The sequence below is a fragment of the Niabella sp. CPT15-335-S11 genome (genome assembly GCF_058792415.1).
Map to the genome: position 1 here is coordinate 144,793 of NZ_JBYTEI010000001.1, position 15,698 is coordinate 160,490.

Here is a 15,698-nt window from a genome sequence, read left to right on the forward strand (position 1 = left end):
ACCAGTTCAGAAACACGCATGGATCATTTCTTCTTCGGGTTCCCGCTCGTAATTCGTAATTCCGTAATTCGTAATTCTCCCAGCCTCGTAATTCGTAATTCTCCGTGCTTCTTCTCCTGAATAGAATTACCTTTGGATTCAAATGAACAACCCCAACCTGAACAGGGAGAAACAAGGGCTGAACGCCGTTGACAGGGATTTTGAAAATACCATCAGGCCCTCGTATATCAAGGATTTTTCCGGACAGCCGCAGCTTATTGAAAACCTGCGGATTTTCATCAAAGCCGCCAAGATCAGGGGTGAAGCGCTCGATCATATTCTCTTTCACGGCCCACCCGGTCTGGGCAAAACCACTCTGTCGAGAATTGTCGCCAATGAACTCGAAGTAAATATCAAGGAAACCAGCGGGCCGGTCGTGGAAAAACCGGGCGACCTCGCCGGACTACTCACTTCCCTCGAGCCACGCGATGTGCTGTTTATTGATGAAATCCACCGGCTTAGCACCGTTGTAGAAGAATACCTGTATGCCGCGATGGAGGATTACCGGCTCGACATCCTCATCGACTCCGGCCCGAACGCCCGAAGCATCCAGCTTTCCCTCAACCCCTTCACATTGATTGGCGCCACCACGCGAAGCGGACTGCTTACAGCACCACTGCTATCCCGTTTCGCTATAAAATCGAGACTGGAATATTATAATGCAGATGTCCTGACGTCCATCATCTTGAGGTCTGCCCATATCCTGGACGTAGATATTTCTAATGAAGCGGCGGCAGAAATTGCGGCACGCAGCAGGGCCACGCCAAGGATCGCCAATGGATTATTACGCCGGGTACGGGATTTTGCGCAGGTGCTGAACGACGGGATCGTGGATATGGGTATTACCCGTCACGCCTTGAAGGCGTTGAACGTGGACGAATACGGACTGGATGATATGGACAACCGGATACTACTCGCGATCATTGAAAAATTTAAGGGAGGCCCGGTGGGCATCACGACCATTGCTACCGCCGTAGGCGAAGAACCGGGAACCATCGAAGAGGTTTACGAACCGTTCCTGATCCAGGAGGGCTTTTTGCAACGAACACCGCGAGGGCGCGAAGTAACCCACAAAGCTTACGAACACCTGGGGAAGAAACCCCGGAGTTCCGCGAATTCCCCGGAACTGGACTTCTGAAAAAACGAAAAACCTGCCTGATTTCTCAAGACAGGTTTATTATTTCTCAATCTGAGCCTAAGCCAAAATTTATCACTCTTGCACCACAAGCCTAAAACCGTTTCCGTGAATATTCACGATTTCAATCTTTTCATCGTCTTTTAAATACTTACGAAGCTTGGCGATATAGACATCCATACTGCGCCCGTTAAAGTAAGTATCACTACCCCAAATCTTCTTCAGTGCCTGCTCGCGGGGTAGAAGATCGTTGAGATGTTCCGCCAGCATCTTCAGCAACTCATTTTCTTTTGGAGAAAGAGTCTGCGTATTGCCATTGTGACTCAACTGCCGCAATTTAGGATTAAAATGGTAACTCGCCAAATTAAATTCCTTATTTTCTGACTCTTTATTTAATTCTTCATTTCTTTTCAGAATAGCCCTGATTTTCAATAGCAATACCTCGCTGTCAAATGGCTTGGTGATATAGTCGTCTGCACCCAGCTTATAACCCTGGATGATATCCTCCTTCATCGTCTTGGCACTGAGAAAGAAAAGCGGAATATCAGGATCTACATCCCGGATCTCCTCGGCCAAAGTAAATCCGTCCATATGCGGCATCATCACGTCCAGCAGACAGAGATCAAACCGTTCCCGCTGAAAGGCGGCCAGCCCAAGTCGACCGTCCCTCTCAAGGGTCACCTCGTAATCGTTAAGCTCCAGATAATTCTTCAGTACATTTCCAAGATTCAGGTCGTCCTCACACAATAAAATTCGGGGTTTTTTAGCTTCCATAGTTTCTGTTTTTTTACCGTTCCCGGCAAATAAAGTTAATGCATTTTTCACTTATTAACAAGTGGTAACCAATTTTTTGTTAAAAACCAACAGCCAATAATTCCGGCCGCAAATTACTCCGCTTAATTGTCCCGCAAAACCAGGTTTGTTTCTGAAACATGACATCTTTTTTCCATCTGGGCCCTGGAATCTATAGCCCTGCTTCCAGAATCCGCCGAGGTTATACATTCGCTGCCCAAAGCGTCCTTCAGGAAACGCTTCCCGGACAATAAGCCCGAGATAGGACGCACTATCCGATTGCCTTCTTGAATTCTTTTATACCGGCTACCGCCAACTCCTATCAATAATTGAATGGCAAGAATTTAGCCAAACTTATCAGTTATTTTCGGACATTTATCCAAATAAATCAAACCCATGGCAGATTCAGCTAAATTCTCGGAAGAAATTAAAACCGGATACACATTTAAATCTGAAAGTTATAAAATCGGAAGGGCGATGCTCGATGGGCAGGTGGTACCCGGAGCCGATGTGTCGATCCCCTTCAAAACGCTCAACCGGCACGGTCTGATCGCGGGCGCCACAGGTACCGGCAAGACCAAAACCCTGCAGGTTCTGGCCGAAGGATTCAGTGATGCCAGCATTCCGGTCATTATGATGGATATTAAAGGCGACCTGAGCGGTATCGGCGCCGAGGGAACGCTGAACGACAAGATCACCGATCGCTGTCAAAAACTGGAAATCGAATTCAAGCCCACGGCATACCCTGTCGAGTTTCTGACACTCAGCCGGGAACCAGGCACCAGGCTGAGAGCCACCGTTTCTGAATTCGGCCCGGTGTTACTTTCCAAAATCCTGGACCTGAACGATACTCAGGGTGGCTTTGTCGCCATGATCTTTAAATATTGCGATGACAATCAGCTACCACTGCTCGACCTGAAAGACTTTATCAAGGTCCTGCAATTTGTGAGCGATGAAGGAAAAGCCGAACTGGAAAAAACCTATGGCAAAATTTCAACTACTTCCACGGGGACCATCCTCAGAAAAGTAATTGAACTCCAACAACAGGGTGCCGATATGTTCTTCGGAGAACCCAGCTTTGAAGTAGATGATCTGATGCGCATTAACAACGATGGAAGGGGGATGATCTCCATCCTGAGGGTCACGGACCTCCAGGATAAACCCAAACTTTTTTCCACATTCATGCTGCAATTATTAGCTGAACTGTACGCAGTCAGCCCCGAAGCCGGCGATTTGGACAAACCCAAACTGGTGATGTTCATTGATGAAGCCCACCTCATATTCAACAACGCGACCCAGGCGCTGCTCGACCAGATCGAAACCACCATTAAACTGATCCGCTCCAAAGGAATCGGTATATTTTTCTGCACCCAAAATCCGATGGACGTGCCGGCGCCGGTGCTGGCTCAACTGGGACTTAAAGTGCAGCATGCACTGCGCGCTTTTACCGCAGCCGATCGTAAAGTGATCAAACAGACCGCGGAAAATTATCCCCTGAGCACATTCTACAAAACCGATGAGCTGCTGACGCAGGTCGGCATCGGAGAAGCACTGGTCACCCTGCTAAACGAAAAAGGTATTCCCACACCCCTGGTTCATTGTATGGTCAGACCACCCCAAAGCAGGATGGATGTCCTGTCCGACGGGGAAATCAGCGCCATCGTGGGTAAATCCAGGATCGCTGGCCATTACAACCGGGAAATCGATCAGCAAAGCGCATATGAGATCCTGACCGAAAAACTGGATGCTGCCGCCGCCCGCGACCGCGCGGTTCAGGAGCAAAAGGACGCGGCCCGACCGCAAGCACGGGAAAAAGGTATCCTGGACGATCCGCTGGTCCGCAGTTTCGCCCGAACTGCCGGAAACACCATTATCCGGTCGATCCTCGGCGCCATCGGCATCGGCAGTAGCAGGAGGCGAACCAACCGTCTCTTTTAGGAAAATTAAAATCCAGGTTTCGTGCCGGCTGCAATTTCGGGCCCGGAAAAACCAGGAATAGGATAATTTTAATTGCTCGCCTTTAAACACTCGCCGCGATAAGTGTTTAGCGATGATGCCGGTTTGTGAAGAATATTTCCCCGGGTTTCGGCAGAGTCGTTACATTTATGCGTGGATTTTACGGTGAACAAACTAAACTAAGACCATCCCATAAGGAAAAACAAATACATTGATATGAACAAATCATTTACCAAACGCATTGCCGGAGAAATTGAAGAAATCAAGTCTTCGGGACTCTACAAAACTGAAAGAATCATTGAAAGTCCGCAGGGCGCCGAAATTCTGGTTAACGGGAAAATTGTGCTGAATTTTTGTGCCAATAACTACCTAGGACTCTCTTCACATCCCGATGTAATCAAGGCAGCCCACCAGACCATTGACAGCCGGGGCTACGGCATGAGCAGCGTACGATTCATTTGCGGCACGCAGGACATCCACAAAACCCTGGAAAAAAAGCTTTCTGAATTCCTGGGCACCGAAGATACGATCCTTTATGCAGCGGCCTTTGATGCGAACGGTGGTGTATTTGAACCTTTGTTCAACGAACAGGATGCCATCATTTCCGATGCCCTGAATCATGCCAGCATCATCGATGGTGTCAGGCTCTGTAAAGCCCAGCGCTTCCGGTACGAGCACAATAACATGGAAGACCTTGAACAGAAATTACAGGATGCAGCATCAGCGCGCAACCGGATCATCGTGACCGATGGCTCTTTCAGCATGGATGGAACGATTGCACAGCTTGATAAAATTGTAGCGCTGGCCGAAAAATATGATGCCATCACCATGATCGATGAATGCCATTCATCCGGATTCCTGGGTAAAACCGGGCGGGGAACCCACGAATACCGCGGTGTGATGGGCCGGATTGATATCATCACCGGCACCCTGGGTAAGGCGCTGGGAGGTGCATCAGGTGGATTTACATCCGGTAATAAGGAAATTATTGACATGCTCCGCCAGAAATCAAGACCATACCTGTTCAGCAATACCCTGGCGCCATCGATTGTAGGAGGTTCCATCGCCGTGCTGGATATGATCACCTCTTCAACAGCATTGAGGGATAAGCTCGAATACAACACAAAATATTTCCGCGAACAGATGACTGCCGCAGGGTTCGATATCCGCCCGGGCGATCACCCCATTGTTCCGATCATGCTCTACGATGCAGTACTGGCAGCCGATTTTGCAAGCAAGCTCCTCGATGAGGGTGTTTATGTAACTGGGTTCTTCTTCCCGGTTGTGCCAAAGGGACAGGCAAGAATCCGTGTACAACTGAGCGCGGCGCATGAACAGACGCACCTGGATAAGGCCATTGCCGCCTTCAAAAAAGTTGGCGCTGCCCTTGGTGTGCTGAAAACCCGCAATTTCACCGGCATTTAATATTTTTGTCTGACGATATTAATGAGATGCAGGAGTTTTCCGATCAAATAGACAGATCCCGTTTGCCAAAACATGTGGCCATCATTATGGATGGGAACGGGAGGTGGGCCGTCGAACAGGGTCATGACCGGCTTTACGGTCACTACCAGGGCGTGGAAAGCGTACGCGATGTAGTGGAAGGCTGTGCCGAGATTGGCATTCAATACCTGACCCTTTACGCTTTCAGTACAGAAAACTGGGACCGCCCGAAGGATGAAGTAACCGGCCTGATGGAACTTCTTGTCTCCACCATCCGCAAGGAGGCCGAAACCCTTCATAAGAACAATATCCGGCTGCATATGATTGGCGACATGGACATGCTGCCACCGACTGCCCAGGAAGAGCTGAACGACGCTTTCCGCCTTACAGCCGGGAACACCGGTCTGAACCTGGTGATGGCACTCAGTTACAGCGGCCGCTGGGAAATTCTGGAGGCTGCACGAAAGCTGGCTATCGATGCCAGGGCAGGCAGGGTAAACCCGGAAGATATCAATCAGGATAATTTCGGTCGGTACCTGTGCACCGGCGACATACCCGACCCGGAACTGATGATCCGAACCAGCGGGGAATCTCGGATCAGCAATTTCATGCTTTACCAACTCGCATACGCCGAGCTGTATTTTACCAATGTCCGCTGGCCTGATTTCAGGAAGAAAAACCTTTATGAGGCTCTGCTGGATTATCAAAACAGAGAACGCAGGTTCGGTAAAACATCAGGTCAATTGCATCCGGATCACTAAAAAACAGCCTTTCCCCATAAAACCCAATGAAATATACAAGTTCTTTTTAACATTCAGTTTCCGGAAGTTTCCGAATTTTACCGTTAATTTGCCGCCGCAATAGGATGGAACCATTTATTTGAACTCGTGAAAACTTTCCTGCTGTGTTAAAATAAAAATTGATTACCGACATCACTTATCATTTTATGCGATTTTTTTATCACAGGGTTTGCTCTATAATCATATTGTTTGTAACTGTAAATTCTGTCTATGCACAAAATGATACGATCCCGACCACTTCAGTGGACCCACATCTGATGCAATGGCTTAATTCCAAACAACCCAAGGAATACACGATTGCAGATGTGAAAGTAAAAGGCGTTACCTATCTTGATTCCAATATCGTTTTATCCGTTTCCGGCATTCAGAAAGGGCAAAAATTTGTGTACCCTGGGTCTGATATTTTTTCCAGGGCTATCGCCAACCTTTGGAAGCAAAGGTTATTTGCAGACGTGGAAGTGTACGTAACCCGCGTTGTGGACGACAAGATCAGTGTGGAATTGCAGGTTGCTGAAAGACCCCGCCTTGGAGATTTTAAATTTGAAGGGGCCAGGAAATCAGAATCTGAAGAACTGGTCAAGAAGATCGGGCTGGTCAAACAATCCATCCTTTCCGAAAATATCAGGCGCAACACCCAGGAAGTGGTCAAGAATTTCTATACTGAAAAAGGATTCTATGATGTGCGGGTGAACCTCGAAGAAAAAAAGGACCCCCTCTATCCCAATTCCAATTCCCTGATCATTCATGTTCATAAAGGGAAAAAGGTAAAAATTGACGGTGTAAACTTTTTTGGTAACCAGAATGTGGAAAGCCCCAGGCTGAAAAAGAAAATGAAGGGTACCAAAGAAATGGCAAAAATATCCCTGTACCCAACTGATTACCAAAGCCCATACGGCCCCATCAAGCGCTATACCTTCCAGGAATATATGCATGATGCGGGATTTCTGACCGGTAGCAAGACCCTGAACCTGCTGAACCCCTATTTCAGGCCGAATTTCTTCGTAACCTCTAAGTTCAATCAGAAAAAATACCTCGAGGACAAGGATAAGGTAGTGAAATATTTCTATTCCAAAGGTTATCGCGATGCCCAGATTCTGCAAGATACCCAGGTGATCCACCAGGGAAAAATGTATGTGGACATTAAAGTAACTGAAGGAAGCAAATATTACTTTGGAAATATCACGTGGAAAGGGAATTCAAAATTTTCTGATACCCTGCTGAATAACCTGCTGAGTATTCAAAAAGGCGATATTTACGATGCCAGCGTACTTTACAAGAAGCTGGGACTGGAGCCCAGCCAGGATGGCGGTGATCTGACGACAGCCTACCAGGACCTGGGTTACCTGTTCTTCAACGTGACCCCTGTAGAAACGGCAATTTACAACGACACCATCGATTATGAGATCAGGATTGTGGAAGGTCCGCAGGCGCGGATCAAAAACGTGACCATCATGGGTAACGACCGCACGAAAGATCACGTGATCCGGCGCGAGCTGCGTACCCTGCCTGGCGAGCTTTTTAGCCGTAGCGACCTGATCAGGTCTGTAAGAGAGCTGAATGCGCTGAACTATTTTGAGCAGGAATCCATCAATCCCCAACCGGTGCCCAATCAAAATGACGGAACCGTTGATATCAACTGGAAGCTGAAAGAGAAATCTTCGGACCAGCTTGAGCTTTCCGCGGGATGGGGAGGAGGAATCGGTCTGACCGGTACCCTCGGTGTAACATTCAACAACTTTTCTATCAAAAATATCTGGAGAAGATCTGCCTGGGATCCGCTTCCTGTGGGCGACGGCCAGAAACTGAGCCTGAGGGTGCAGTCTAATGGAAAAATGTACCGTTCCTATAACTTCTCCTTTACTGAACCCTGGCTGGGAGGGAAGAAGCGGAATTCATTGACCCTTGGTTATAATAACACCAAGATTATGGATTATTACTACAACGCCAACAGGATCAAAACGGTTGACTCGGCTTATCTCAAGGTGAATGGCTTCAGTGTAGGCTTTGGCAAACAACTGAAATGGCCCGATGACTTTTTCACTTTTGGTGTTACCCTGGCTTATACCCGTTATGATGTAAAAAATATGGGGCAGCGGAGTTATGGTCTGCCGTTTAATTCAGGTCTGTCAAATAACCTGAGCCTGAAACTCGGCCTGCAGCGTTCGTCAGTTTTTGATCCGATCTTCCCCCGAAGCGGTAGCGATATTTCAGCCAGCGTGCAGTTTACCCCACCCTACTCCCTCCTGAAATCAGGGAGTGAATCTAACCTGCTGGCCAATCAGTATAAGAATGTTGAGTACCACAAGTGGAAGTTTGGGGCCCAGTGGTACGTACCCCTCGGCAGACCAAAAGGTACCGATAAGAACCGTCAGTTCGTGATGAAACTGGCCGCTAAATACGGGTTTATGGGCCGGTACAACTCCTCTCTTTCGTACTCTCCCTTTGAGCGGTTCCAGGTGGGGGACGCGGGTATGACGAACACTTACGCCCTGACAGGTTTTGACATCATTGCCCACCGTGGTTACCCGATCTATGACAACTCAGACCCGTCCATCAATCCGGACAATAACACGGGTTATAATACCGCCAATTTATTTACTATTTTCAATAAGTACCAGGCTGAGCTTAGATATCCGCTGGTGGTTAATCCGGGAAGCACTATATTCGGTCTGGCATTTTTTGAAGCTGCGAACGGATGGCATAATTACCAGGAGTACAACCCTTTCAAGCTGAGAAGAAGTGCAGGTCTGGGTATGAGGTTCTACCTGCCGATGTTCGGGTTGCTTGGATTCGATTACGGTATTGGTCTGGACAGGCTGAAGCCCGGGCAGGGGCTTAAAGATGCGGGCAGGTTTACATTTATGCTTGGATTTGAACCCGAGTAAACCTTTTGGTCGCCCGGATCATCTAGTCATTGATAAATACGTATTTTTTATGAAATAGCCAAAAGCAAAAAGTTGCAAACAGACCCCGGATGGTCATTTGGCGTATTCTCTGCCTGCCTCCCTTCGGGAGTGACCATTAAAAACATAAAAAGTAAACACATGAAAAAAATATTGATCTTAACCGGTTGCGTCCTGTTCACTGTCGCAGCCTTTTCCCAGAAATACGTCGTAATCGATACGCGATATATCTACGAAAGGATGCCGGAATACAAACAGGTTCAAAAAACCGTTGACGACACCGCTGCGGGCTGGCAGAAAGAAATCGACACCAAACAGGCAGCATTAGACAAACTTTATTCAGATTATGACTCACAATCCGGTATGATGGCTGAGGCCACCCGGAAGAAAAAGGAAGACGAGCTCTTTCTGAAAGAAAAAGAACTTAGGGACCTGCAAAAGAAACGCTTTGGTTTTGAGGGCGATCTGTTTAAAAAAAGAGTGCAATTGATGGAACCTTTACAAACACGGATCAATAATGCTGTTAAAAAACTTAGCGCAGCTAATGGTTACGACCTGGTTCTGGACAAAAGTGAAGGGAAAACCATTATATTTGCCGACCCAAAATTGGATAAAAGTGATGAACTTTTGAGGGAGCTGAGATCGAGATAAACCCATCCGTATGCCGGCACCCGTCGAACATTGACTATTAAAAAAATAATGAAAGAATGAAAAAAATCAAAATTTTTACCCTTGTGCTGGGTGCGGTAATTGGCGGAAGCCTGGCTGCAAATGCACAAAAAATTGGTTTTGTAAACGTAGATGCGCTGGTTTATAACCTCCCGGAAGCTCAAAAAACCCAGGAAACCCTCCAGAAGTGGCAAGTGGATTCTGTTGGTGGTGAATATACCCGTCTGATGAAAGAATACCAGGAAAAAGACAGCGCCCTTAAGAAAAACCCGGCGCCTTCTGTAAAGCAATTACTGGAAAAGGACATGAAAGATCTGGAATACACTCTGGCTAACTGGCAGCAAATTGCGGGTCAATACAGTCAGGCCAAACAGGGAGAGCTTTTCGGACCACTTTATGACAAAGTAATGAAGGCCATCAACACCTACGCCAAAGAGAAAGGATATAGTTACGTCCTAACACAGGAAGCGGCGGTGGTGGCACCCGATGCCGATAACCTGTCGCTGCCGATAGCACAGCGCCTCGGTATCAAGATCAACCAGAATCAGCAACACGAGCCAACGCATGGAGCGCCTGCAGCTCCGAAAGCAGCACCAAAAAAGTAAATAATCAATTTAATTCTTTTGTGAAACCTCGGTTAGCGCCGGGGTTTTGCTTTTTATGGGGCTATCAGGAATTCCAAAACTTCTTAGAATCACTGAGATCACGCCGCTCAAGCCGCAAATCAAGCCATCAGAAATTCCAAAAACTTCTTTGGATCCCCGATGGATCTTTTTTCTTTTTAAAATTGTGTGGCTCACTACCGGCCATATTTGACCTGGAAGCCCCGAAGGAGCGCAGTAAACGTAGCCTTTGAGCTTTAAATGCGTCATCTATGACGTGTAAGCCGTACATTCATAGCTGAAAAATAATACTGAATGATACAAAGAGCTGCTCCAATAGGTGTATTTGACTCGGGATACGGTGGGTTGACGGTACTCAAGGAATTCGTAACAAAGCTGCCGGAATATGATTACCTGTACCTGGGAGATAATGCCAGAGCACCCTATGGGACCCGGTCTTTTGAAACCGTTTACCATTATACCCTGCAGTGCGTGAAATGGTTTTTTGAACAGGGTTGCTCACTGGTGATCCTGGCCTGCAACACGGCATCTGCCAAGGCCCTGCGCAGCATTCAGCAAAACGACCTCCCCCGGCTGGCGCCCGACAGAAGGGTGCTTGGCGTGATCAGACCAACGACGGAAGCTATCGGAAATTATTCAAAGAATAACGCGGTAGGCATACTGGCCACATCCGGCACGGTAGCTTCTCAATCCTATCCTATCGAGATTCAGAAATTTTTCCCGCAGATCCAGGTTTACCAGGAAGCTTGTCCCATTTGGGTTCCGCTGATTGAAAACAATGAGATGGATAATCCGGGGGCTGCCTATTTCATCAAGAAACATTTGGATGCACTGTTCAGCAAAGGAAAAGAAATTGATGTGGTATTACTGGGCTGTACCCACTATCCATTAATGCAAAAGCAGATACAGGAACAACTCCCCGATGGAATCAGACTCCTGGCACAGGGAGAGCTGGTGGCAGAAAGCCTGAAGGACTACCTGGAACGCCACCCTGAAATTGAAAAGAGATGCAGCAAGGGCGGCACTGTTCAATTTTACACAACAGACTCCACGGAGGATTTTGATAACCACGGCGCTCTTTTCTTTGGGGATACCGTAAAGAGCAAACACCTCGATCTCTAATATCCGGCTGAATTATCGATCACTGCCCGGCTACAGCTTAAAGAATATTTTTCTTTTATATAACCAATAACATATATACCATAACACCAATAATGAACAACAGGCGGTCACTAGTGACTGCCACAGATTATCAGCTCCCAGCAGACCCGCAAATCCTCCCGTGAAAATGCCGACAGTTTTATTCAGCCACTGGCTGCCCACGGTCTCGAAAAACAAATAAATAAAAATTGAATTCATCCCCACGATCACAAAAATCCCGGCCAGGCGTTTGTTATTCTCTAGGTCTATCAACCAATAAAGAAAAGCCATGATAAGGATGACCCAACCGCCGGAATAAAGCACGAAGGAGGAGGTTGCGATCCGCTTAATGATGGGTGTGACACCCAGTGCATCCAGCGAAAACCCAAGTGCAACGGCGGATAAACCTGCGATGATCATAATCTTCATTTTATTTTTTTCCTTCATACTGCTGCTAATCAGTTTGCCTGTCAACGATCCCCAAATGGTATGCGCGGCAGTGGCGATTACGTTGATGGCTACCCAGCCTCCGCCGGGGTTAAGTTTGCCCATGATCAGCATATCAAACCAGGAACCGAAATTCTGATCTTTTACAAAAGGCTGATCGTAGCCCGGGATATGGGTATAACGGTACAGGAGTTCGGCCAGCAGCAAAAGCCCGAAACTCCAGGCAAGTTGGGTCAGGTAAGAACTCCGGATGATCAGGTAAGCGATGACGGTGGTCACAGCGAGCTGAGTCAGGACATTCCACAGTTCCCAAACCAGTTTTCCCTTGAAGACGCAATGCAGCGCAACGCCAAGCAGAAATAACTTAAAACATCTGACGAGAATATGTTTATAGTTTTGTTTCCAGGTAATACCTTTTCGTGTCTTGCTGTTATAAGATATATACAACGCTACTCCGGCGATGTACATAAATGCCGGTTGCACCATATCCCAGAACCGGAAACCGTGCCACGGATGGTGAAAGAACTGCCCGACCAGCATGCCTATCAATCCTTGTTGCTCAAACTTTGATGCTGCATGGTACAATCCCGCACTTTCTGCTGCGAGCAGGATCATGATCGCGCCCCGCATGACATCCAGGGAAATAAGCCTCTTATAATTAGATTCAGGTATCGATCCCATTAAAAAAAAGTTTATATTATTTTATCGTGATTGTTGCCGTTAAATCGCTATTCACTGCCCTTACAACCGTTTACCGTTATTTCAAGCGAATCGTATCCCGAGGGCTGCTGGTAACCGGACCGCAATTGCAGTATGGTAAAGATACAATTTAAGTGATGCAAATTGCAGATCCTGAAATTAATTAGGGGAAGGGCTTTCAATTTCTTCAGGATCCGGCGTTTCAGACCTGGCCAACCCCTATTGCTACCAGCTCCCGTTTAAGGATTGCCTGAGCTGAAAAATGGCGCTGGATTTGTCCTATCCATTTTTTTAGAATTTTCGATTTTTACGGCGACTTATGGAATTCTTTCAAAAAAACTCCTTGAATTTATTCCTCAAATCTCTTACCTTTGCAATCCTTTCATCCGCGCCGGAGGCGGGGGAGTGGTACCCTCCTGCTGTAAAGCAATTTGAAATTAGCATGTTCTCCCATGCATATTGGTCAAAACATGAAAAAATAAGTTATTATGAAGCGTACATTTCAACCCCACCGCCGCCGCCGTAAGTCTGTTCACGGGTTCCGCAGTCGTATGGAATCTGCAAATGGCCGGAAAGTACTGGCGAGACGCCGTGCGAAAGGTCGGAAAAAACTCACTGTTTCTGACGAAAGCAGGCTGAAATAAAATTCAAGAATTTAAGAGTTCGTTTACTGAAATGTCCCGCTTCGCGGGACATTTTAATTTTCTACTGTTTCCGCAAGGGTATGACTCCTCTTGTTCTTGAGGTATTTGGCATGAATCACTTCACTCATCGTTTTGCCCTGCACCTTGCTTTCCAGCCACGAAATGATATCAAAGTATGCAAAAGAGCGGGTTTCGAATCGGTTGCCCTCCAAATGCTTCACTTTCTCAAGGAAACTCTCAAACTCAGGTTTTAGCTGATGGCGCGTAAACTTGAATGAATTCCTCAAAAACCGGAATATTTCCTGCTCTATAACAGTCAGATTTTTCATTTTCGAAAAATATCTGAAAACAGACCGGGTGAGGTAGTCCATCAGATCCAGGTTCCCCATTTCATAATGAGCCAGCAGATGCATCAGCCGGGCATACGACTGAAGATCCGTTCGCAATCCCGATGCGTCATTAATAATTTTCTGCAGATAATCGATACTTGTGCTAAAGTCACCTGATCCAAAATACAAATAAGCGATCTTGTAATTGATCACCATGACCCGATGGCTCACCAGGAAGACTGAATACTCTTCCAGCTTCTTTTCAATACCGGGAACTTCCAGGAGTCCTTCCTTAAACCGACCGGTAATGGAATAATAATTCATTTTGGCGCCCGCCAGGTAAACGAATGACTGAACCCGGAAGTTTTCGTTTTGAAGGACTCTTTTAGTCTCGCTGAATTCTTCAAAAGCCTTCAGGTCTTCCCTGAAGCGGTTAAAGTTGAGCAGGTCATAATGGGCATTCAGCAGGTTGTGATAGCCTTTAATAAAGTGGCCGGTTTCCACTCGTTTCATAGTAGGCATCTCGTGAAACAGGTCTACCCATTTCTGTGTATAATGGTAGTACATCAGGAAATCCTGGCGTATAAAAGCATACCATGTGCAGGCTTGGTAATAATATAGTCTCTCATAAAATCCCTTTTGGCTCCCTGAGCCCGAAGGCAGGTTTTTACGGAAAAACTTCTTCACATCTTCCTCTTCCCATTCATTGCGGGCATGACCGTTGGTAATAAAGAAGCCATACATCTGAAGCGCCAGGTTGGATAGCCTGGTGATCATATCGACTTTAGTATTAATCCGGTTTGACTCTTCACTAAGCGCTTCTATCCGGCTGCTGAAAGTATCTGTAACGTGCAGCGCTTCTATTCGTTTTTCCAACGAGAGAAGCTGGGGCAGGAAGAAAAACTTCTGGTTCTGCCGGGCCATTTCTTTTGCCCGGTCAATCATCCGCAGGCTTTGGAAAAACAGACCCTTTTTATATAATATGTGGGCAGAATCAAACATCTCATTCAACTGCAGATCCAGGCTGTCTCCCGTTTTAAGCAGACGAAGGCTTGCGAGCAGTTCCTTATACAGATGGGATTTCAGGTTTGAAAGCTGGGGTTTGGTTACGCCCTTGAGCTTTTTTAATAATAATTTTTCGTCATATGGCATCAACTTATCCATTGCATCAAAAAGCTTCACTATCTTCAGGTCCTCATTTCCGGAACTGCGTTTTATATACAATTTAAAGTGCCTTTTCTCAGCTTTCTCAAGCGAATGAATCAGTTGGTACAGGATGTCGTTGGGTCTGTTAGACATATTTTACAAAATTAGACGGTTAATTAAATAAACGAAAATATTCTTTGGACATCATAGCGGGAAATAAGCGAAAGTCAGGTCTACCGGCCATTTTGCATTTTTTATAACAGTTTTGGCATCCGCTATCTGGGAAATTCTTGATTTGGAAACAGGTTTCAATTACTATTATCTTTGTGAAACAATTGCAGGGGATACCACCCCGGTAGTTGAGAAGAGAAAGAAAAGTGAGATAAAAGCTGTAGGCAGCACAAGTTCGTATCAAGATTTTTTCATATGGCAAGCAATCGTTAGAGGTCAGTCCGTTTCTACGGAAGGACCTTTTTTGTTTTCAGGACGTTTCAACTCTTTTGGTGCCTGTGTTTTTTATACACATTAAAATGTTAGTTGCCCCTGAACCCTTGAACTTTTGCTTTGTTCTAAAAATCGGGTGCGGTCCTCTTGCGACATAAAATAAAACTCCCCCATCGGGAGGGAGAGTCTTCTATAAATTTCCTTGAAACTGCTACCACACACACGGCTAAGCAATCGTCAGAGTCAATCAATTAGAGGTCTGTTCTTATCACGATTTGATCGGCATCAATTGACCAACCATGATTGTTTCACACTATTCAGGCAATCATAAGAGGTCTTGAATCTGACGTTCAAAAAAAAACGCCGGACTAAAGTAATGTTAATTTATTATATAGCGCGAATTATTTTATTTTTTTTTACAGTTTGTGATTAAAAACATACCTCATGGGGAAAAAACATCCTCTGATCAACATTTCCGGAGTTTTCAAG

General features: G+C 46.3%; 12 protein-coding genes. 9 read left to right on the plus strand and 3 right to left on the minus strand.

Annotation, left to right across the window (positions count from 1 at the left end; all coding sequences use genetic code 11):
• Positions 1-142: 142 nt before the first annotated feature.
• Entirely contained in the window at positions 143-1,177 is a 1,035-nt protein-coding gene (gene ruvB / locus AC3WS5_RS00615; RefSeq protein ID WP_492465247.1) for a Holliday junction branch migration DNA helicase RuvB, read from the plus strand.
• Between the two features lie 72 nt (positions 1,178-1,249).
• On the opposite strand, the gene AC3WS5_RS00620 is transcribed toward ruvB, so the two are convergent.
• Positions 1,250-1,948, minus strand: a complete 699-nt coding sequence (locus AC3WS5_RS00620; protein WP_492465248.1) for a response regulator transcription factor — start codon at positions 1,946-1,948, stop codon at positions 1,250-1,252.
• Between the two features lie 414 nt (positions 1,949-2,362).
• On the opposite strand from AC3WS5_RS00620, the gene AC3WS5_RS00625 reads away from it, so the two are divergent.
• The 7 genes from AC3WS5_RS00625 (at position 2,363) to murI (ending at position 11,482) form a co-directional block, all read left to right on the plus strand.
• Positions 2,363-3,904, plus strand: coding sequence for a helicase HerA-like domain-containing protein (locus AC3WS5_RS00625; protein WP_492465249.1), 1,542 nt, complete (start codon positions 2,363-2,365; stop codon positions 3,902-3,904).
• A 234-nt stretch (positions 3,905-4,138) separates the two neighbouring features.
• Complete coding sequence (kbl, locus tag AC3WS5_RS00630) at positions 4,139-5,347, plus strand: glycine C-acetyltransferase (protein WP_492465250.1); 1,209 nt, start codon at positions 4,139-4,141, stop codon at positions 5,345-5,347.
• A gap of 5 nt (positions 5,348-5,352) precedes the next feature.
• The gene (gene uppS, locus AC3WS5_RS00635) at positions 5,353-6,126 is read left to right on the plus strand and encodes an undecaprenyl pyrophosphate synthase (RefSeq protein WP_492465251.1); all 774 of its coding nucleotides are present in this window, start codon (positions 5,353-5,355) and stop codon (positions 6,124-6,126) included.
• A gap of 185 nt (positions 6,127-6,311) precedes the next feature.
• Positions 6,312-9,050, plus strand: a complete 2,739-nt coding sequence (locus tag AC3WS5_RS00640) for a BamA/OMP85 family outer membrane protein (RefSeq protein WP_492465252.1) — start codon at positions 6,312-6,314, stop codon at positions 9,048-9,050.
• 159 nt (positions 9,051-9,209) lie between these two features.
• The gene (locus tag AC3WS5_RS00645; RefSeq protein WP_492465253.1) at positions 9,210-9,719 is read left to right on the plus strand and encodes an OmpH/Skp family outer membrane protein; all 510 of its coding nucleotides are present in this window, start codon (positions 9,210-9,212) and stop codon (positions 9,717-9,719) included.
• Between the two features lie 56 nt (positions 9,720-9,775).
• Positions 9,776-10,342, plus strand: a complete 567-nt coding sequence (locus tag AC3WS5_RS00650; RefSeq protein ID WP_492465254.1) for an OmpH/Skp family outer membrane protein — start codon at positions 9,776-9,778, stop codon at positions 10,340-10,342.
• Positions 10,343-10,654: 312 nt separating this feature from the next.
• Positions 10,655-11,482, plus strand: coding sequence for a glutamate racemase (gene murI / locus AC3WS5_RS00655; protein WP_492465255.1), 828 nt, complete (start codon positions 10,655-10,657; stop codon positions 11,480-11,482).
• 30 nt (positions 11,483-11,512) lie between these two features.
• Here the strand turns inward: murI and AC3WS5_RS00660 are convergent, their stop codons facing one another.
• Positions 11,513-12,628, minus strand: coding sequence for an acyltransferase family protein (locus tag AC3WS5_RS00660; RefSeq protein ID WP_492465256.1), 1,116 nt, complete (start codon positions 12,626-12,628; stop codon positions 11,513-11,515).
• Positions 12,629-13,134: 506 nt separating this feature from the next.
• Between AC3WS5_RS00660 and rpmH the strand changes: the two genes are divergently transcribed.
• Positions 13,135-13,290, plus strand: a complete 156-nt coding sequence (gene rpmH, locus AC3WS5_RS00665) for a 50S ribosomal protein L34 (RefSeq protein WP_492465257.1) — start codon at positions 13,135-13,137, stop codon at positions 13,288-13,290.
• 53 nt (positions 13,291-13,343) lie between these two features.
• Here rpmH and AC3WS5_RS00670 read toward each other — a convergent pair whose 3' ends face one another.
• Positions 13,344-14,918: a hypothetical protein gene (locus AC3WS5_RS00670; protein ID WP_492465258.1), complete on the minus strand. Its 1,575-nt coding sequence runs from the start codon at positions 14,916-14,918 to the stop codon at positions 13,344-13,346.
• Between the last annotated feature and the right edge of the window lie 780 nt (positions 14,919-15,698).

Coding starts and splice junctions, on each gene's coding strand:
- AC3WS5_RS00620 (WP_492465248.1), bottom strand. CDS start 1,948: ATGGAAGCTAAAAAACCCCGAATTTTATTGTGTGAGGACGACCTGAAT.
- rpmH (WP_492465257.1), top strand. CDS start 13,135: ATGAAGCGTACATTTCAACCCCACCGCCGCCGCCGTAAGTCTGTTCAC.
- murI (WP_492465255.1), top strand. CDS start 10,655: ATGATACAAAGAGCTGCTCCAATAGGTGTATTTGACTCGGGATACGGT.
- kbl (WP_492465250.1), top strand. CDS start 4,139: ATGAACAAATCATTTACCAAACGCATTGCCGGAGAAATTGAAGAAATC.
- AC3WS5_RS00625 (WP_492465249.1), top strand. CDS start 2,363: ATGGCAGATTCAGCTAAATTCTCGGAAGAAATTAAAACCGGATACACA.
- AC3WS5_RS00660 (WP_492465256.1), bottom strand. CDS start 12,628: ATGGGATCGATACCTGAATCTAATTATAAGAGGCTTATTTCCCTGGAT.
- AC3WS5_RS00640 (WP_492465252.1), top strand. CDS start 6,312: ATGCGATTTTTTTATCACAGGGTTTGCTCTATAATCATATTGTTTGTA.
- AC3WS5_RS00645 (WP_492465253.1), top strand. CDS start 9,210: ATGAAAAAAATATTGATCTTAACCGGTTGCGTCCTGTTCACTGTCGCA.
- AC3WS5_RS00670 (WP_492465258.1), bottom strand. CDS start 14,918: ATGTCTAACAGACCCAACGACATCCTGTACCAACTGATTCATTCGCTT.
- AC3WS5_RS00650 (WP_492465254.1), top strand. CDS start 9,776: ATGAAAAAAATCAAAATTTTTACCCTTGTGCTGGGTGCGGTAATTGGC.
- ruvB (WP_492465247.1), top strand. CDS start 143: ATGAACAACCCCAACCTGAACAGGGAGAAACAAGGGCTGAACGCCGTT.